This is a genomic window from Paraburkholderia bonniea (assembly GCF_009455625.1).
GTDB lineage: Bacteria > Pseudomonadota > Gammaproteobacteria > Burkholderiales > Burkholderiaceae > Paraburkholderia > Paraburkholderia bonniea.
This window is the reverse complement of record NZ_QPEQ01000001.1, coordinates 1,545,218-1,562,488: the sequence shown is the minus strand read 5'-3', so window position 1 is coordinate 1,562,488 and position 17,271 is coordinate 1,545,218. Positions and strand designations below refer to the sequence as shown.

At 61.5% G+C, this 17,271-nt stretch carries 20 protein-coding genes; all 20 read right to left on the bottom strand.

Annotation, left to right across the window (positions count from 1 at the left end):
• Positions 1-9: 9 nt before the first annotated feature.
• Complete coding sequence (locus tag GH656_RS06830; RefSeq protein ID WP_153075183.1) at positions 10-1,251, bottom strand: beta-ketoacyl-[acyl-carrier-protein] synthase family protein; 1,242 nt, start codon at positions 1,249-1,251, stop codon at positions 10-12.
• Positions 1,248-2,474 carry a beta-ketoacyl-ACP synthase gene (locus GH656_RS06825; RefSeq protein WP_153075182.1) on the bottom strand — a complete coding sequence of 409 codons (1,227 nt, stop codon included), beginning with the start codon at positions 2,472-2,474 and terminating at the stop codon, positions 1,248-1,250. The genes GH656_RS06830 and GH656_RS06825 overlap by 4 nt, the downstream gene beginning before the upstream one ends.
• A complete protein-coding gene (locus GH656_RS06820; RefSeq protein ID WP_153075181.1) occupies positions 2,474-3,208 on the bottom strand; it encodes a 3-ketoacyl-ACP reductase FabG2 in 735 nt (244 codons plus the stop codon). Before GH656_RS06820 ends, GH656_RS06825 begins: the two co-directional genes overlap by 1 nt.
• Entirely contained in the window at positions 3,208-3,699 is a 492-nt protein-coding gene (locus GH656_RS06815; RefSeq protein ID WP_153075180.1) for a hotdog family protein, read from the bottom strand. Before GH656_RS06815 ends, GH656_RS06820 begins: the two co-directional genes overlap by 1 nt.
• A gap of 2 nt (positions 3,700-3,701) precedes the next feature.
• The gene (locus GH656_RS06810) at positions 3,702-4,901 is read right to left on the bottom strand and encodes a beta-ketoacyl-ACP synthase (RefSeq protein ID WP_153075179.1); all 1,200 of its coding nucleotides are present in this window, start codon (positions 4,899-4,901) and stop codon (positions 3,702-3,704) included.
• Complete coding sequence (locus GH656_RS06805; RefSeq protein WP_246184220.1) at positions 4,898-7,390, bottom strand: MMPL family transporter; 2,493 nt, start codon at positions 7,388-7,390, stop codon at positions 4,898-4,900. The genes GH656_RS06810 and GH656_RS06805 overlap by 4 nt, the downstream gene beginning before the upstream one ends.
• A 14-nt stretch (positions 7,391-7,404) precedes the next feature.
• The gene (locus GH656_RS06800) at positions 7,405-8,139 is read right to left on the bottom strand and encodes an outer membrane lipoprotein carrier protein LolA (protein WP_246184219.1); all 735 of its coding nucleotides are present in this window, start codon (positions 8,137-8,139) and stop codon (positions 7,405-7,407) included.
• Positions 8,127-8,552 (bottom strand): acyl-CoA thioesterase, encoded by a 426-nt coding sequence (locus GH656_RS06795; RefSeq protein ID WP_425495854.1) that lies wholly within the window; start codon positions 8,550-8,552, stop codon positions 8,127-8,129. Before GH656_RS06795 ends, GH656_RS06800 begins: the two co-directional genes overlap by 13 nt.
• A 32-nt stretch (positions 8,553-8,584) precedes the next feature.
• On the bottom strand, positions 8,585-8,824 hold the full coding sequence (locus GH656_RS06790; RefSeq protein ID WP_153075176.1) for a hypothetical protein: 240 nt from the start codon (positions 8,822-8,824) through the stop codon (positions 8,585-8,587).
• A complete protein-coding gene (locus GH656_RS06785; protein WP_153075175.1) occupies positions 8,817-10,547 on the bottom strand; it encodes a glycosyltransferase family 2 protein in 1,731 nt (576 codons plus the stop codon). Before GH656_RS06785 ends, GH656_RS06790 begins: the two co-directional genes overlap by 8 nt.
• Positions 10,544-12,301, bottom strand: a complete 1,758-nt coding sequence (locus tag GH656_RS06780) for an ApeI family dehydratase (RefSeq protein WP_153075174.1) — start codon at positions 12,299-12,301, stop codon at positions 10,544-10,546. The genes GH656_RS06785 and GH656_RS06780 overlap by 4 nt, the downstream gene beginning before the upstream one ends.
• Complete coding sequence (locus GH656_RS06775; protein WP_153075173.1) at positions 12,298-12,897, bottom strand: COG4648 family protein; 600 nt, start codon at positions 12,895-12,897, stop codon at positions 12,298-12,300. The genes GH656_RS06780 and GH656_RS06775 overlap by 4 nt, the downstream gene beginning before the upstream one ends.
• A 101-nt stretch (positions 12,898-12,998) precedes the next feature.
• On the bottom strand, positions 12,999-13,250 hold the full coding sequence (locus tag GH656_RS06770) for an acyl carrier protein (RefSeq protein ID WP_153075172.1): 252 nt from the start codon (positions 13,248-13,250) through the stop codon (positions 12,999-13,001).
• Between the two features lie 16 nt (positions 13,251-13,266).
• Entirely contained in the window at positions 13,267-13,563 is a 297-nt protein-coding gene (locus GH656_RS06765; protein ID WP_153075171.1) for a phosphopantetheine-binding protein, read from the bottom strand.
• Positions 13,544-14,332, bottom strand: coding sequence for a lysophospholipid acyltransferase family protein (locus GH656_RS06760; RefSeq protein WP_153075170.1), 789 nt, complete (start codon positions 14,330-14,332; stop codon positions 13,544-13,546). The genes GH656_RS06765 and GH656_RS06760 overlap by 20 nt, the downstream gene beginning before the upstream one ends.
• Positions 14,325-15,029, bottom strand: a complete 705-nt coding sequence (locus GH656_RS06755) for a beta-ketoacyl synthase chain length factor (RefSeq protein WP_153075169.1) — start codon at positions 15,027-15,029, stop codon at positions 14,325-14,327. The genes GH656_RS06760 and GH656_RS06755 overlap by 8 nt, the downstream gene beginning before the upstream one ends.
• A 435-nt stretch (positions 15,030-15,464) precedes the next feature.
• Positions 15,465-15,917, bottom strand: coding sequence for a polysaccharide deacetylase family protein (locus tag GH656_RS18275; RefSeq protein WP_153075168.1), 453 nt, complete (start codon positions 15,915-15,917; stop codon positions 15,465-15,467).
• On the bottom strand, positions 15,889-16,152 hold the full coding sequence (locus GH656_RS06745; protein WP_153075167.1) for a hypothetical protein: 264 nt from the start codon (positions 16,150-16,152) through the stop codon (positions 15,889-15,891). Before GH656_RS06745 ends, GH656_RS18275 begins: the two co-directional genes overlap by 29 nt.
• 249 nt (positions 16,153-16,401) lie before the next feature.
• A complete protein-coding gene (locus GH656_RS06740; protein WP_153075166.1) occupies positions 16,402-16,800 on the bottom strand; it encodes a MerR family transcriptional regulator in 399 nt (132 codons plus the stop codon).
• Between the two features lie 46 nt (positions 16,801-16,846).
• Complete coding sequence (locus GH656_RS06735) at positions 16,847-17,245, bottom strand: integration host factor subunit alpha (RefSeq protein ID WP_153075165.1); 399 nt, start codon at positions 17,243-17,245, stop codon at positions 16,847-16,849.
• Positions 17,246-17,271: the final 26 nt, after the last annotated feature.

The window sequence follows — 17,271 nt, the reverse complement described above, 5'->3', positions numbered from 1 at the left end:
GAACGGACTTCAATGCCCACGCCATGCCTCAAAGATCAGCGCGGCACAGCTTCCGCCAAAACCGTATGACAACGACAGCGCCCGCTCAAGCCGTACCGGGCGCGAGGCATGCACCACTGGCAGCCCTTCAATGCATGGGTCCGGCGCTTCGATCTCGCCCATTCCGGCGATAAAACCATCACGCATCATCAACAACGTATAGATCGCTTCATGCGCGCCGCAAGCCCCCAGCGAATGCCCCGAAAAACGCTTGGTTGACGAAAATGGTGCCAGCCGCGCGCCAAACACCTGCCGCAACGCGAGCATTTCGGCCCGGTCACCGAGCGGCGTCGATGGGGCATGCACGTTGATGTAGTCGAGATAGTGCGGCGTATCGGCCACTCCCGCCTGCAACACGCGGGCAATGCCCGACGCCTGCGGCGCAACCATCGCGGTGCTATCGGTACCGTGGCTAAAAGCCTTCAGTTCAGCGTAAATCCGTGCTCCACGTGCCCGCGCGTGCGCCAGCGATTCCAGCACCAGCACACCGCCGCCAGCCGCCAGCACAAAGCCATCCCGGCTCAGGTCATAAGGGCGCGACGCCTGCCCGGGCGTGTCGTTAAAACGCCGTGACAAGGCCCCCATCGCGTCAAACATCAACGCGGTGTTGTCATGCAACGCTTCACTCCCGCCGGCCAGCATGAGGTCTTGATGGCCACCCTGAATCAGTTGCATCGCCTGGCCGAGCGCCAGCGCGGACGTGGTGCAGGCCGCCGACGGCGAATAGCACGTGCCTTCCACGCCAAAGCATTGCGCGATACTCGCCGACGCCGTGCTCCCCATCACCTGGGGCACCGTGCATGGTGAGATCTTGTCGCTGCCGCGCGCCTGCGCAATGCCCAGCGCAAGGTCGTAAGCCGCCATCGCGCCGACGCCCGAGCCCACCACAGCACCCGCGCGGGGTGAACGCAGCCGTTGCGGCTCAAGTCCAGCATCGGCGATGGCCTTGCGCGCCGCATGGCAGGCAAAACGCGCGGTATCGCCCATGAAGCGCTCGAACTTGTGCTCGAACGGCGTCTCTGCCTGCACTGATGCAACGCCCGCCACCTGGCTCATCAGACCGCGCTCACGCCACGCAGCAATGCGCGTGATGCCTGAGCGGCCCACGCGCAAATTCGACGCGACCTCATCGAGCGTATTGCCAAGACACGAGACGATTCCCATCCCCGTGACCACCACGCGCGCTAGACCCCGCCTTGCCTCCGCCGTCATGACATTCGCCGGAAAATCAGCGAGGTATTGATGCCGCCAAAAGCAAAGTTGTTGCTCATTACGTATTCGGTATCAATCGCGCGCGCCGCGTGCATCAGATAGTCGAGTGAGGCACAGGCAGGGTCGGGCTGGGTCAGGTTCAGCGTGGGGGCAAAGCGGCCGCGCTTCATCATCTCGATCGTCCACCAGGCTTCGAGGGCACCGCATGCGCCCAGCGTGTGGCCGACATAACTCTTGAACGAACTCAGCGGTACGCGCTCGCCGAAGATCTGCGCGGTGGCATGGCTTTCAGCCAGATCGCCACGATCGGTCGAGGTGCCATGCGCATTCACATAGCCGATCGCTTGCGCCGCCAGAGCGGCATCGCCCAGCGCTAGCTGCATCGCGCGAGCCATGGTCGCGGCCGTCGGCTGGGTAATATGCACGCCATCGGAATTGCAGCCAAAGCCCACGATTTCCGCATGAATGTGCGCGCCACGCGCCCGGGCGTGTTCGTATTCCTCCAGCACCAGGGTCGCAGCGCCCTCACCCACCACCAGGCCATCGCGCGCCACATCGAACGGACGAGGGGTGAGATGCGGCTCGTCGTTACGCGTGCTGGTGGCATAAAGCGTATCGAACACCGCGACAGCAGGTGCCGACAGTTCTTCCGCACCACCCGCGAGCATCAGCACCTGCTTGCCCGTGACGATCGCTTCGTAGGCATAGCCCAGCGCCTGGCTGCCCGAAGCGCAGGCACATGAAGTGGGCACGATCCGGCCTTTGAGATCCCAGAACAGGCTCACATTGACCGCGCAGGTGTGCGGCATCATTTGCACGTAGCTGTTAGAGGTGATGTCACTCATCGAGCCCGTGGCCAGCATCTCACCGAATGCGCGAATCGGCTCGACCGAGCCCGACGACGAGCCATAAGCCACGCCCATGCAGCCATCGGCGATAAAGCCAGCCCCGGCGAGACCGGCATCGGTCAATGCCAGTTCACTCGCCCGCACCGCATACAGCGAGACCAAACCCATCGAGCGGGTTTTCTTGCGCGGGTAATGCGCGGGCGCGGCAAAACCCGGTAACGGACATGCCAGGCGCGTATGGAGTGCCGGGTAGGCATCCCATTGCGGCATGCGCCGCACGGCATTACTCCCCCGCGCGAGCGCCGCTTCAATCTCGTCCCAATGCTCACCCAGCGCTGTGACGCCCCCCATTCCAGTGATGACCACGCGCTTCATCAGATCATCCCGCCGTTCACGCCCAGCACCTGGCGTGTGATGTAAGACGCCGCATCCGACATCAGGAAACTCACGGCAGCCGCGACTTCGGCTGGCTGCCCCACGCGGCCGGCCGGCACCGTCTGCAACATCTTGTCGAGCGGCAAATCCGCCGCATCGTGCAGCATGCTGGTTTCGATCAGACCCGGCGCGACGCAGTTCACGGTGATGTTGCGGCTGGCCAGTTCCACCGCGAGCGCCTTGGTTGCGCCTATCAGCCCAGCCTTTGCCGCGCTGTAGTTCACCTGGCCGCGATTGCCGGTCACGCCGGAGACCGACGCGATGCTGACGATGCGCCCGCCCTGGCGCGCCCGGACCATCGGCATGGTCAGCGGATGCACCACGTTGTAAAACCCATCCAGTCCGGTTTCGAGCACGATGTCCCAGTCTTCACCGCTCAGCGCAGGGAACGCACCATCGCGCGTAACGCCGGCACAGCACACGATGCCGTAGTAAGCGCCCTGTTCCGCCACGTCACGTTCCAGCGCGATGCGGCATGCCGCACGCTCACGCACGTCGAACTGCAACACCTGCGCCGAACCACCTTGCGCAATGATCTCCACCACCACGGCATCCGCCTCCAGGCGTCCGCTGCGGCAATGCACGGTCAGCGCAAAACCGTCAGCGGCCAGTTGCAAGGCAATGGCGCGGCCAATCCCGCGGTTAGCGCCAGTCACAAGAACACGTCGGCTCATCACCTGATACTCCGTCCAATAAATGCATGAAAATCGTCCGGCTGAAACACCTTGACCACCGCTTGCGCCCCGCACACTCCCGCGCTGCTGATAGCGCACTCATACGCGCCATGCCCCGCTTCACTTCGCAGCAATTCGCTGACCTCGATCACCAGAGCACTGCCACAGGCGAATGCAGGCTGATGCGCGTGATACCGGCGCGAACCGAGCAGCACACCAGGGCGCACGGCCGCACCCGCACGCTGGGCGAGTAGCGCGACATGAGCGGCAATGGCCTGCGCCATCAGTTCAATGCCGATCCATACAGGCATCGCACCCGCCGCATCGGCATACCACGCACTGCCATCCACACTGGCGTGCGCCCGCAGCGTGGTCTCATCACAGGCACTGACGGAATCAAGCAGCAGCATCGTGCCGCGATGCGGCAGGATGGTTTCGATAGCATCAAACGCCGTCATTGGCGTGAATGACGCGGGAATCTCACAGTGCATGCTCATGCTCCTGCCCCCAGGATCAGGCTGGCATTGCTGCCGCCAAAGGCAAATGAATTGCTCATCACATAGCGTGGCCCCGCATCTGAGCGCAGATAACGCGGCGTCTCTATCAGATCAAGGCGAGGCAAGGCGCTGTCCGCTTCACCATCCCAGACATGCCGCGGCAACGCCATATCCGGGCGGCTCAGCGTCAGCCAGGCAAAGCCAAGCTCGGTGGCACCAGCCGCCCCGAGCAAATGGCCCGTCAGCGGTTTAGTCCCGCTCGCGGGCACACCCTTTGGAAAAACCCGCGCCATCAAATGCGCTTCCATCGCGTCGTTCTTGACGGTGGCCGTGGCATGCAGATTCACGTAGGAGATCGCCTGCGCGTCGATTCCGGCATCTGCCAGCGCGGCGCGCAGCGCCCGCTCAGCACCTGCGCCTTGCGGGTCCGGCGCGGAAATATGATGGGCGTCACTGGCTTCACCCACTCCAGCGAGAAACACCGGTGCCGCCTCACGGCTCATTAGAAACACCGCTGCGCCTTCACCCACGTTGATACCGCAGCGGTTACGGCTTAGCGGATTACTGCGCGTGCTGGAGGTGGATTCCAGCGCGGCAAAACCTTCCAGCGTGAGCGCGCACAGTGAATCCACCCCGCCCGCCACCACCGCATCGCACAGCTGCAGTTGCAACAGACGCCGTGCCGCCGCGCAAGCCTTAGCGCTCGACGTGCAAGCCGTTGCAACCGTATAAGCCGGTCCGCGCAACCCCAGCACCGCTGCAGCAAACGGCGCTGCCGTGCCGATTTCCATCTGTTGATACGCGAACGCGGCGGGCATCGCACCGCTACGCGCCTGCTCCGCGAGCGCAGCCTCAGCCGCGGCAATGCCCGAGGTGCTCGTGCCCAGCACGACGCCGATCCGGTCTGCGCCAAAACGTTCACGGGCCTCATGAATAGCGGGCTCGATCTGCGTCAGCGCCGCCAGCAGCAAGCGATTGTTACGGCAGTCGAAAGCACACAACGCGGCGGGCGGAGCCTGCTCAAGTGGCGTCAGCACCCGGCCAGCAAAGCGTTCCGCGCCACGTCCATCCAGCCCGGCCAGCCGCCCCATGCCCGGCGCATGGCCCGCCGCGAGCGCCGCCACGATGGCGTCAACCCCGCTGCCCAACGCATTGAGCATGCCGAGCGCATGCAGACCAACCCGAGGCAAGCTCATAAGCGGCTCCGTGAGGAACGGGCCAACACAGGCGTGAGCGGTATAGCAAGGCCTAACGGCGCAAACAGCACGGATACCGCGATACCCAGCGCGAGCGTCATGCCGAAACTGTGCAACGCAGGCATGGCGCTTAACGTCAGCAGGCCGAACGACAACAAGGTGGTTGCTGCCGACAGCAGCACCCCGGCCCAGACCGCGCCAAGCTCCGCAGGACTACGCGCAGCACCTTCGCGCAGAAACACCGCATAGTTCGCGCCCACGCCCAACACCAGCATCAACGCCAGGCTATTGAAGAGGCTCAGTGGCACACGCAGATAACCAAACACCGCGAGCGTGACCCCGATGGCCAGCACCACCGGCAAGGTGGTCAAGAGCCCGCCGCGCACGCCATAGCGCCACGACAGCAGAACCGCCACCAACACCACGGCCCCGGCCAGCCAGAGCGCACTCTCCTGGCGATACACGCGGAAAAGACTAGACACACTCGCGGCCTTGTCGACCAGGCTCACGCCCGGCACGTCGTGCGCCACCGCTAGTAAGGCAGCTTGGGTTGTCGCCTGAGTTGTCGCCTGGGCCGCGGTTTGATCCGCAGCCTGATTCCCCATCTGATCCGATACCGCCACGCCTTGCGGCAGCGCCACGGCAGCATAGGTATGGTTCACCGTATCAAGCTCCCCCAGCCAGAGATGGCGAAACGGCTGCGACCATGGCGTTTTGAGCCACGCATCCAGCGTCAGCACCCCCGGTGCCCGGTGCGCCGCCGCGAGCCATGCCTCAACCACCTCGTCGCGGAATCCAGTCTTGAGCAGCAGCGCGCGCAGCCCTGCAGAATCCTGCAGCAGACGCCGCTCCAGCAACGCGTGAGCCTCGCCTTGCCGCCGGGCCGATGGCACAAACGAAGCTGGCGACTGCCAGCGCGGCCACTGTGCCGCAGCAGGCAAGGCCGCGAGCCGCGCCTCAAGTGCTTCCAGCCGTTGCAGCACCTCTTCGGGCGCAGCGCCACGCACGACAAAAAACGATGAACTGTCCGCCATGCCAACCGCAGCGCGCACGATTTTTTCCTGGGCCACCAACGCCGGATCCCGCTGAATCAGCAAGCGCACATCATCATCACTCGACAGCTGCAGCCAGCCCGGCACCGCACCCAGCACCAGCAGCAACACGACGAACCCGCCCCGGCGCCCGCTGAGCACACGCTGCCACTGCGCCAGCAGCCACGCTGCGCGCTCAAACAACAACGGTGCGGGCTGTTGCGCCGGGCTTCGCAGCAGCGTAGGCAGCAACCAGATCACCGAGGCAAACGCCGTGAGAATGCCAACCATCGCAAAACACGCGATTTGCTTCAGCGCAGCAAACGGCACCCCCGCGAGCACCGCGTAGCCCAGCATGCTGGTCACTAGTGCCACCCCCAACGCGGGCCGCACCCGGCGAGCCGCACGCGCGGCATCCCAGTCACGCCCCGCCCCACGCCAGGCGACGAAATACTGAATCGAATAATCGACCGCTTCACCAATCAGGCTCGCCCCAAACACCAGCGTCAGAAGATGCAACTGGCCAAAGATCAGCAGCGTCATCGTCAGCGCAAACAAGATGCCCAGCGCAGTGGATACTAGGCCCAGCAGAATCAGACGCGGCGCACGGAACACCCACAGCAGCAGCAAGCCAATGCCGCACAGCGACACGAAGCCAATCAGATGCACTTCGCGCTCAGACGCCGAACGCGCCGCTTCGGCATAAAACACCGCACCCGCACGGTTCAGCGTGACCTCCGGATAGCGGCTGGCGAGACGGGTTTGCGCGCGCTCCAGCGCTGCGCGCACTGCACGCTGTACCGCAGCGTCATACGCCGAACCAGCCAGCGTGGCATTGACCAGCACGTCAGTCACCGCACCACGCCGGGAAATCAGCAAGCCATCTTCGAGCTCCAGCCGGGACGTTGCTAGCGGCAAACCCGCCAGATAACGTTGCAGCCAGCCGAAGGGGTCGTCGCCAGGCGGCGTCGTCAGCGCGCTGTCGACGGGACTGTAGAGCCGTTGCAACAACACCTGCTGTGGCACAAACGTGCCGTTTTGCAATGCCGCCCGGTCCTCCGCTGTTAGCAAGCCGAACCGGTACGGCAAATACAGCGCCGCGATGCTCGACAGATCAAACGGCGGCAACTGCGCGATGACCGAGCGAAACGCACCACTCGCACGCAGCTCCACACCCAGTTGTTGCGCAGCGGCTTTGGCCTGCTGCGCATCCCGGCTCGACAAGACGAAAACCGTGCGCTCGCCAAACGCCGCAGCCATTTTTTCCACCGCTTGTTCAGCCACCGGATCAGCTTCGGTCGCGGGCAGCAACGCCAGCAAATTGGTTTGCAACGGCGTAGGTCCGGCAAAACGCCACGCGCAATACCACGCGGCCAGCAACGCCAGCAACAGCCATCCCGCTTGCAAGCGGCGGCGCTGCCAGCGTAAATGTGACCCGGTGCCTGAATCTGGGCGCATCCGCATCCGCTCCGTCATGGCGCGCCAAGCTGCGTGCGTTCAGCGGCCGACAGCACACCTGCGGCGACGCTATCAGTGAAATCCATCTGGGTGAGGTCACCGTTTGCCAGGCTGATACGCACGCTGTGCAGATCGTTACCGCCGCTCAAATCAAGACGCTTGAGCGACTGCGCCAATTGCGGCTGGTTCGGCGTCAGCACGATGTGCCAGCGCGACGCTGTGCCTTGCACCGTGACATCGAATTGCGCATAAAGCGCAGACAGGTCGCCGCCCAGCATCGCCCGCAGCATGCGCGAGACTTGCGCCGCCCCGCGCATGCCCTGGCCGCCTTGCGACACCAGCGGCTGACCCTGCGGGCTGATTTCGCTCACCCCCGCATCGGTAATGACGTAAGTCGTGCGGTAAGGCGTAGCGAGTTGCCAGACCATGCCGTGCTCACGCACGAACAGAATCGAGCCAGTGCTCACCAGCGGCTGCTTCAGCGCTGCGAGCGTGCGAGTCTGGCGAAACTGCGCTCTCACATTGCCCCGCGCGGCCAGATGGCGTGTGATCTCCGTCAGCCGTGCAGCAGCGGCAGCCGCGGCATCGGTAACGTTAGCGTTAGCCGAGTCGGCAACACTCACACCGCTGGCACGGTTACCAGCGCCCGTCCCAGGCTCAGCGGCCCGCACATGGTTCGACAGTGCCGTCACCAACGAGATAACCAGCGGCAGCGCCAATCCCATCACCCGCAACCTCAACCTGCGCATGAATCCCTCCCTGTCCATACCCGCTCCAGCTTTTCGAACACCACGGCTGGTGCAACAAACTGCAACTCCTGAGTGGCCGCCTCAACCGCGACCTGAATCGTCTGCCCTTTTGTCAGCCGTTCGCCGGAGGCACAGTCGGCAATCTCGTAGCCGATCTTCAGCCGGTTCTCGAACTCCAGCAGCTCCGCTCGCACCTCGATCAACTGGCCATAGCGCGCGGGCTTCAGATACTTCAACTGCACATCAACCACCGGCCACAGATAACCCGATGCCTGCATCGCCTGATAGTCGTAGTCGAACGCACGCAACAGCGCCACCCGGCCGATTTCGAAGTACTTCAGATAATGTCCATGCCAGCAGACGTTCATCGCATCGACATCGTGAAACGGCACTTCGATGCGAGCGCGAGCCATTAAATTCTGCCGTGCCGGGTTCGAGCTTGATGTCATGCATGCTCTCCCGGTCCTGCGTGAGGACGATCGCCGTGGACACCTTCGCCGGCCGTGATACGTCCACTCAGTGCACGCCAGTCGCGCTTAATCCGGGCCTGCCCCAGCGTGCCAGGAGTGCGTCCAGCCGAGGTGCCGCCACGAGCGATCCGCGCGATGCCTGCGAGCGTCAGACGGCATCCGCCCATGGTGATGGAGCGCAGCGCCACGACGTCGTTCAAGGCAGCCTCAGCCATTCGCGCCTCCATCGGGACGCGCCCAGAAATCGAAAAAATTGAACCATTGGAAAGGTGCCTTGCGGCAATAGTGTTCAAGCCTTGACGCATAGCGCTGGGTCCAGACAGCAAGCTGCCCGGCCCGCTCGCGCCGGGGCAGCGCGATGCGTTCAGCGAACGGCTCGAAATACAGGTGGTAACCGCTACGTTCTTTCAGACAGAAAAACAGATACACAGGACAACCCAGCGCATGAGCCAGCACAAAAGGCCCCTGAGCGAAGCGCGCAGGCGCACCCAGAAACGGGACTTCCGTGGTCCGCCCCGCATCACAGGCAGGCACCCGGTCACCGACAATCACTAGTAGTTCGCCCGCCTCAATGCGCGCCTGCATCAGCATCGCGGTCTCCGGGCCAAAGTCACTGACCTCCAGCAGCCCATCCGGAAACGCCGGGTGCACCGACGCCAGCACGTCATTGAAGCGGCGCGCATGCGCGCTATACACAATCGCGCTCACCTTCGCCCGGGCACCATGTGTGGCGAGTGCCCGGCTCATTTCGAGGTTGCCCAGGTGCGCGCCGATCACCAGTGCGCCGCGCCCACTAGCTGTCAGTGCATCGAACGCAGCCGGATCATCAAAGCTGACCTCGGCGAGGTTCACCCTGCCCGACCACGCCCCCAACTTGTCGAATGCGGCCTGGGCAAACGCCAGCATGTGCCGGTAAGCCGAGACCCACCCTGGACGCGGCAAGCCGAGTTGCGGCGTGCTGGCGCGAAGCTGGGTGAAATAGCGCGTGGAGGCGTCACGGGCCGCACGCCCGGTCAGCAAAAAATAAAACACCACCGGATACAGCCAGAGCGCCGTGATGCGACGTCCCAGCACACGGCTGCTAAGCGCCAGCAACGCCATGCCAACCCGGCTACCGCGTTCAGCGATGCGCCACCAGCCTGCCGGGTGCCGCGCGGGATTCGCAGGATTCGCAGAGGTCCCAGGTTTCGGGCACACCTTGCGAGCGAGCAGCAGCGGCAGCCGCAACAGCATCCCCGCGACCAGGCGGGCATGGGCCGCGCTGATGCGCACGTTGTCCCACAGCACATCGAAATGCGACACGCCATCCGGCGCATAGGTCACACGCGTTGGAATGCCGTGAAAAGCCACGCCACGCCAATGCAGCCGCACCAGAACAGAAATATCGAAAGCCATCCGCTGCGGCAGCTTCACAGCATCAATCAGCGCGCAGGCGGCATCGAGTGGATACAGACGAAAACCACACATCGAATCTCGAATCGTAAACGACAAGGTTTCGATCCAGACCCACACATGCGTCATATAACGGCCATACAAGCGCGACTTCGGCACGCTGGCATCAAACACCGGCTGGCCGAGAATCACCGCATCGGGTTGCTCACGAGCCGCAGCAACGAAACGCGGCACATCGGCCGCGTCGTGCTGGCCATCCGCGTCGATCTGCAACGCGTGCGTGTAACCCATGCGGCGTGCCGCGCGCAAACCCGCGATGACCGCCGCGCCCTTGCCACCGTTACGCGGCAAACGCAGCAAGGTGAGTGCGCCCGCCTCGTGCCGCACCCGCTCCGCCAGTTTTGCCAGCACGTCCTGGGTCGCCGCATCGCTGCCGTCATCCACGATGATGAGCGGCAAGCCATGTGGCTGAAGTCGCGCCACGGTTTCAGTGATCGCTTCCTTGTGGTTGTAAATCGGAATCACGAGACACACCGAAAAACTCATACCCGGCTCCGGTAAAGCACCACGCCCGACGCACAATCCCGCGCCTGCGAGCCATGACCCGCCTGGTAGACAAAAGACACTTGCTGGCGCAGCGGATCGTGTTCGAGCTGAAGCGTGAGGCGCGCCCCCGGAAACACGGGCGCCATGAATTTCAGCCGCTCAATCGCGGCAAGCTGATGCACCTCATCGAAGTATTCGCTGGCCAGCCGCATCATCCAGTCAAGCTGGACCACGCCAGGCAAAATCGGCAGCTCAGGAAAATGTCCCGCGAAATGCACCAGATCAGCCGGCACCCGCAGCTCCAGACGCAGCGTGTGCGCCGAGCGGCACACCGAGAGCAGATCAATGCCATCCGCCCGCGTGACAAATGCCCCGGCGACCAAGCTCGCCGGGAGCTTGCCGCGCGCGTCCAGCGGCAGCGCCAGAAGAAAGCGCCAATGACGTGGCAACACCACGTGATCAAAATAGCCCGCCAAATGACGCCGCAAAATTCGGCTCAGCGCAACACGGCCGTCTGCCAGCAATGCGGCATTGCCCTCAGCGCTCAGCACAACAATGGCCCCCACGCGCTGCCGTGTGACGCTCTCCAACCGCTCAGATGAGGCCCGCGACGTCACTGGAGCAAGCGGTGCAATGGCCGCATGAGCCACATAAGGATGCAACGTCAGGCGGCCCTCCAGCTCGGGCAACGACACGCGCTTACCCTCCAGCTTGATGACCCGGTCCAGACGCCCCGTCAGATGAAAGCGGCCGTCGTCGTCGAACGTCACCGCGTCGTCGGTGCCATGCCAGCTCTCATGCGCCAGATGCGGCGAGCGGACCCGCAACGCGCCATGTTCGCCCTGCTCTGCGCTTACGCCCGGCAGCAATTGCCACGCCTGCGCCAGATCCTGCCGGCGCCAGGCGATTCCTCCGGTTTCAGTGCTGCCGAATATTTCAAACGGAGCCGCCTTAAAGCGTGCGTGATAAATCTGCGCGGTATCCGCCGCGAGCGGCCCACCCGACGAAAAGAACGCGCGCGGCGCGTGCGGCCATGCCGCAAAACCACTCGCCAATGGCCAGCGTGCCAGTTGAGCAGGCGTCGCAACGACCACGCCCGCGCCACAATCGGCAAGACGCGCGCCCACTTGTTGCGGCTCGACACACAGCGCGCGATCAAACGGCCGTCCTGCGGCCAGCGGCCACAACAGACGAAACAACAAGCCGTAAATATGGTGATGCGGCACACAGCCCAGCACGACGGCATCGCCCATCAACCCACCCCATTGCGCTTCGAGCATGCGCACCTCGGCATCGAGCTGGGCAAGCGTCTTGCTAACCGGCTTCGGTGTGCCACTACTGCCCGAGGTATAGAGCGTGAGCTGAGCCCTCGCATCAATCGCCCCGAACGACCTCACCTCAATAGGCAACGCATCGCGCCCAGCATTCGGGCAAAACAGCGGCAAGCTGGCATCCGTGATAACCGCCTCGAAGGCTCCAAGGCTCTCTTGCAACACGGCCAGATAAGCCGGCGATGCCGAAGCGGGCAACACCGGCTGCTTGCCGCATGCAAAGAGCGCAAATAGCGCGCAGGCAAAATCGAAAGGATCGTCAAGGCACAGCGCATAGCGCTGGGGCGTCGTGTCGCGCAACCCAGCCGCAAGCACCGCGACGCGTTCGAGAAAGGCGTTGCGATCAAACGTCAGCGCACCATCGCGGCACACAGGAAAGTTGCACTGCGAATGATTTAAAAGAACATCAGACAACGCAATCATAGGGACTCCACGCGCACCGCACGTGGCAGCACAACGAGATAGCGCCAGACAATTTCGCCCAACATCAGCAGGCCGATCAAGCCATAGACGATTGCGCCGTTATAGAGCGACCAGGCAGCACGGCTCCAGTGCAACGCGGTGTAAGCAGAAAACACCGCATTCAGCGCAAAGAACACACACCAGACCCGCGTGACCCACAACGTATGGCGCATGCCACGTGCATCCAGTTGCGGCCGGCCAAGCCGGGCGAATTTTTCGATCATCGGCGGGCCCCGGAACAAGGTCGCACCAAACGCCACCAGCAAGCCAAGATTGATGAACGCGGGATACAGCCGCAGCAATAGTTCGCTGCCGCTCAGCATGAGCGTGATCGAACACGCGCTGAGCGCCAGTGCCACGCATCCATCGAGCGCCGTAAGCTGGCGCAGCGAACGCGCGATAACGCCACGGCCCAGCCAGCGTTGCAACCACAACAGCACGAGCAGCAACGCACCGCTCAACCGTGGCGCGTCCCAGAACCATGCAGCCAGGATCGTGGCGGGATAAGCCAGCGCCAGCGCAAGTTGTCCAAGAGCCGATACCACCGCAGACGTCATCCCACCGATACGTGTTCGCTGCGCTGGCGCTGGCGCTGACTGCGGCTCAACAGCTGCGTTACCCGTTACTTGCCGATGCCTCCGGGAAGGCCTCGATGCCATTAATTCTGGGCCGAGAGCAATGATTCGACCGCAGCCATCACATCGCCCACCGTTCGCACAGTCTTGAACTCATCAGGCTTGATCCGGCGGCCGGTCAGCTCCTGCAACTTGATCGCCAAATCAACGGCATCAATGCTGTCAAGATCAAGATCCTCATAAAGGTTCGCCTGCGGCGTGACCCGGGCAGGCTCGATACCAAAGTTGTCCTCGAATAACACCCGGATGTGCTTGAGAATTTCGTCCTCAGTCAAGATTGGCTCCTTGTCTTTAGTCTGTTTTAGTCATTGCGGCGGCACTCACTGCCGTGCCTCGCTGAGTCTCAATCAACGCCGCCAGCGTATTGATTGAGCGGAAATGCTCACGCGTGCGTTCGCCGTTTGCTTCAACCGTCAACTGATAATGCTTGCGCAGCACAATGCCGATTTCGAGAGCATCAATCGAATCAAGACCCACGCCGTCAGTCGAAAATAACGGGGCGTCGTCATCAATCTCTGCTGGCGTTAGATCTTCCAGATCAAGCGCTTCGATTAGCAGCTTTTTGAGTTCAAGTTTTAAAGAATCCATGGGCAAGAAGGTGCTGGTTGATATGAGCTTCAACGCTGTGAGTCAAGGTACGGGCGGCCATCGCAGCAGGCGTAGCGGCGTCGGCCACACCAGTCAGATGAATAGGATTAAGTACTTTTAAGCGAAACCGGAAAGGACGGGACGGCACATCGTACCAACGCTGTTGTTTGGTAAAGGCCGGCGGCGTGCAATCGATTAGCACCGGCAAAATCGGCACCTCGGCCTTCAGTGCGATGTGGGCAAAACCGCGTGAAAACGCATGAAGCCGGTCAGGTGCAGGACTACGGGTTCCTTCCGGGAAAATAATCATCGTATAACCCGCTCGCAGCCGCTCCGACGCGGCGTCAACCAGATCGTTCGGCCCTGCATTGCTGACATACCGAGCCCCACGCACGATGCCCCAAAAGCACGGGTTGCGCCAATGCACATGCTTAACCACGCAACATGCAGCAGGCATCAGGGACAACAGCAGCATCACATCAAGATAGGTTGGATGATTAGCGATCACAATCATCGGCGTGCGACTCCGCAATGCGGCGGCATTTTCAAGCTCAAGCTGCATCACGCCGAGCTTTTTCAGCACGACCACCAAGGCACGGAAAAAATGATGAATGATTGTGGTGACTACGCGTTGACGTGATGCCGCATGCGGCCACATCCAGGAAAATAAAAACATCAGCACCGAAAACAGGACACCGCAAAAACCGAACACCACGAAGCTCGCCCCGGTGGCACATAAACGCCAGATGAAATCCACACGTCTACGCATGCCAGCTCCAAGACCATTGACCGCCGCCGTTCACAGCAGATTCGGCCTGCCAGCAAGTAGATGTATGAGCTTCGAGGCAATGCCTGAACGCTTCGATCTGCGTGGCGAAAGACGCATGGGGCACGCTGGATAGCGCTAGCTCACCCCGCGTGCATTCAAGCTGCTGAGTGGCCTTCTCATCTAGCAGCACAGCCAGCGCCCCGCTCTCGCCTGGCTGCTCGCCAGCACCATAGAGCGGATCGACCTGTTCATCTGCATAGACCACCAGCACCGGCGACGATGGTTCAGAAGCGAGTTGCGCATGGGCTTCGAGCAGCGCCAACCCGAGCGTTTCAGCGCCCGCAGACAATGCACACGCGGGTGCCCGTTCGTTAAGGGCGATCCCCAACACGCCGGTCATCGCGTTCAACACCGACAGACTGAATGCCGTAGGCGAAACGGGTTCATGCCGGCTGAGTGCGAGAAGAATCTCGGTTGTGCGTTTAAGTTCGCCATGGCGTGAGCCAAACACGATCCGCAGCCCCTCATCAACGACACTCTGACGCGCACTCAGGCAATCGTGAGCGACCTTGAGCGCAATGCCTGAAAGACTGCTGAGCCGGCGCCGCATCATCGGTTCGATAAAGCCGATCTCCGCCTTGCCAGTCTCGGTAACTGACCAGCAGGTGACAGGAAGCGTCCAGCGCAAAGCATGCATAGAGATAAGAAAGTGGGATATTCCAGGCTTTCAGCGAGGCAGAATCGCACGTTGCCCAAGCGACGAAACGATGCAAACGACACATCAACGCTCATCAACGCTCATCAACGAATAGGCAACACGTTCGTTTTTGTTTTTACGAGATTGCATGCCTTAATTAGCGATGCGTAGTGAATAAAATAATTAGACATATTAAAAGCACCACAAAACATCGTACGGCATGCAAACCGATACGCATCATACTGAAGAACATGAGGCAAGTCAGCCTAAAAAAGCGGCGAAACAATCTGCAAGGAGCGGCAAAACACTCGCTCGCACATGGCTCAAATGCTTGCCCGCAAAGCCATAAAACGCGCTTCCTTGTGCCTTGCCATAGCAACCAGAAGAGGCAAAGCCACCAGTAACACCGCCTGCCCAGCCTTTGTCGCCGCCGCGTCAACGTCGTGCAATCACCGAAGACCTGTTGCAGAAAGATTGCGGATCTCGTTTCCGGGTATCGAAACAGAAACCTCGCCGGGCCCACGCGAGCAACTGCAAATCAAGAAAATTCAGCACAAGATTAAGCAGCGTATTCCGCAGTCCGACAGGTTCTATGAGGAATACGGATAGCGCTCCGAATAACTGCATGAGTGCATGCTGCGCCCTTTCGACCTCACACGTCATCGCCCCCATGTTCATGAGCGAAAAGGTCTGCGTATGAGTGAGCGTGTGATTCTCCAGCGCGCGTCCCTGTTTGGCGATCTCACGTGCCAGAGAGGGGTATCGCAGCACACGGCCAGCAAGAGCGCAGAACGTTGCGCGAACCTCTAGCGCGTAGAGCAAATCGAAAGGCTGTGGTGTCACGAGTGGGGCTGAACCATCACCGATGATCAGCGAATGTGTCGGCATTGCACGCGGTATTGGGCAAGCGCATCCAGTTTTGCGCAGATAACGACGAGCGTGGCCATAAACCCGCCGCCGTCACGATCACCCGATCGAGCGCGATGACCACCCGCGCCAGTAGACGGGGGCCACTATCCAGGCGATGAAGAGCGCCAGATGCCACGCGAAGCTCACTGGCAACGCGAGCGGCAATCGACGAGAAACCAGCGACGAAAAACCAGCGACGACATGAAATAGGCATCGCCCTGCAAAAAAAGCGCAGCATCACCCCGGATAGGCTTACTCCTGCCCGGCACTGGGTGCTGTTAAAGGCAACCGCTCCGGTCTTGATCTGACGTAAAAAAACCCGCGTAGCTGAATGAACGCTACGCGGGTTTTGTTTCAAGATTCAAGATTTCAAATACGACTCACGGTGCACACCAAAGCATCTCGTCTCTCGTCCAGCACTGCCGCCACGACCACCACTCCCATGCCGGCAACCGTTATCAAGCTACTCACCCAGCATCTGCAGAATCTGTTGCAGCTCACTGCGTAGCGCCTCCACATCCACCACTGCACCGCCGGGCATCGCCACATCGCCCTCCTCGTCTGCCGCAGGCCCAGGTCCGCCACGCACCACACCATGCACATCCAGACGGTTACGTGCGCCGTTGATCGTAAAGCCCTGCTCGTACAACAACTCACGAATCCGCCGGATCAACAGTACCTCGTGATGCTGGTAATAGCGCCGGTTACCGCGTCGCTTAACCGGCCGCAACTGGGTGAACTCCTGCTCCCAGTAACGCAACACATGCGGCTTCACACCGCAAAGCTCACTGACCTCACCGATCGTGAAGTAGCGCTTGGCCGGAATCGGAGGCAAGACGACTGGATCAATCGCCACTGTCATCGTCAGGGAACCGTCGTAGAAGGTGGCGTAAAAGCACGCGAATCAGTCAGCTTGCTTCAGCGCCATTTTCAACCAGCGCTTTCAGCTTTTGACTTGCATGGAATGTCACAACACGGCGTGCAGCAATCGGAATCGCCTCGCCGGTTTTAGGATTTCTGCCAGGACGCTGAGGTTTGTCTCGCAGCTGAAAATTACCGAAACCTGACAGCTTGACGCTGTCCCCACTCTCAAGTGCATCCCGAATGACTTCAAAGAACGCTTCAACCATGTCTTTAGCTTCACGCTTGTTCAGCCCGACATTGTCGAACAACAACTCGGCTAGCTCGGCCTTCGTAAGCGTCGGCGTTTCCGCCAAAGCCGCCGCGGACAAAGCCGGTTCCCGGTTCATCGAACTGCGCTGCGCCGCAAGCAGGGCTTCGAAATCACTCGAATTCATTTCATTCATATCTATAAAATGGCACACCAATTAAA

Coding starts and splice junctions, on each gene's coding strand:
- GH656_RS06830 (WP_153075183.1), bottom strand. CDS start 1,251: ATGACGGCGGAGGCAAGGCGGGGTCTAGCGCGCGTGGTGGTCACGGGG.
- GH656_RS06825 (WP_153075182.1), bottom strand. CDS start 2,474: ATGAAGCGCGTGGTCATCACTGGAATGGGGGGCGTCACAGCGCTGGGT.
- GH656_RS06820 (WP_153075181.1), bottom strand. CDS start 3,208: ATGAGCCGACGTGTTCTTGTGACTGGCGCTAACCGCGGGATTGGCCGC.
- GH656_RS06815 (WP_153075180.1), bottom strand. CDS start 3,699: ATGCACTGTGAGATTCCCGCGTCATTCACGCCAATGACGGCGTTTGAT.
- GH656_RS06810 (WP_153075179.1), bottom strand. CDS start 4,901: ATGAGCTTGCCTCGGGTTGGTCTGCATGCGCTCGGCATGCTCAATGCG.
- GH656_RS06805 (WP_246184220.1), bottom strand. CDS start 7,390: ATGCGCCCAGATTCAGGCACCGGGTCACATTTACGCTGGCAGCGCCGC.
- GH656_RS06800 (WP_246184219.1), bottom strand. CDS start 8,139: ATGCGCAGGTTGAGGTTGCGGGTGATGGGATTGGCGCTGCCGCTGGTT.
- GH656_RS06795 (WP_425495854.1), bottom strand. CDS start 8,552: ATGGCTCGCGCTCGCATCGAAGTGCCGTTTCACGATGTCGATGCGATG.
- GH656_RS06790 (WP_153075176.1), bottom strand. CDS start 8,824: ATGGCTGAGGCTGCCTTGAACGACGTCGTGGCGCTGCGCTCCATCACC.
- GH656_RS06785 (WP_153075175.1), bottom strand. CDS start 10,547: ATGAGTTTTTCGGTGTGTCTCGTGATTCCGATTTACAACCACAAGGAA.
- GH656_RS06780 (WP_153075174.1), bottom strand. CDS start 12,301: ATGATTGCGTTGTCTGATGTTCTTTTAAATCATTCGCAGTGCAACTTT.
- GH656_RS06775 (WP_153075173.1), bottom strand. CDS start 12,897: ATGACGTCTGCGGTGGTATCGGCTCTTGGACAACTTGCGCTGGCGCTG.
- GH656_RS06765 (WP_153075171.1), bottom strand. CDS start 13,563: ATGGATTCTTTAAAACTTGAACTCAAAAAGCTGCTAATCGAAGCGCTT.
- GH656_RS06760 (WP_153075170.1), bottom strand. CDS start 14,332: ATGCGTAGACGTGTGGATTTCATCTGGCGTTTATGTGCCACCGGGGCG.
- GH656_RS06755 (WP_153075169.1), bottom strand. CDS start 15,029: ATGCATGCTTTGCGCTGGACGCTTCCTGTCACCTGCTGGTCAGTTACC.
- GH656_RS18275 (WP_153075168.1), bottom strand. CDS start 15,917: ATGCCGACACATTCGCTGATCATCGGTGATGGTTCAGCCCCACTCGTG.
- GH656_RS06745 (WP_153075167.1), bottom strand. CDS start 16,152: ATGCCTATTTCATGTCGTCGCTGGTTTTTCGTCGCTGGTTTCTCGTCG.
- GH656_RS06740 (WP_153075166.1), bottom strand. CDS start 16,800: ATGACAGTGGCGATTGATCCAGTCGTCTTGCCTCCGATTCCGGCCAAG.
- GH656_RS06735 (WP_153075165.1), bottom strand. CDS start 17,245: ATGAATGAAATGAATTCGAGTGATTTCGAAGCCCTGCTTGCGGCGCAG.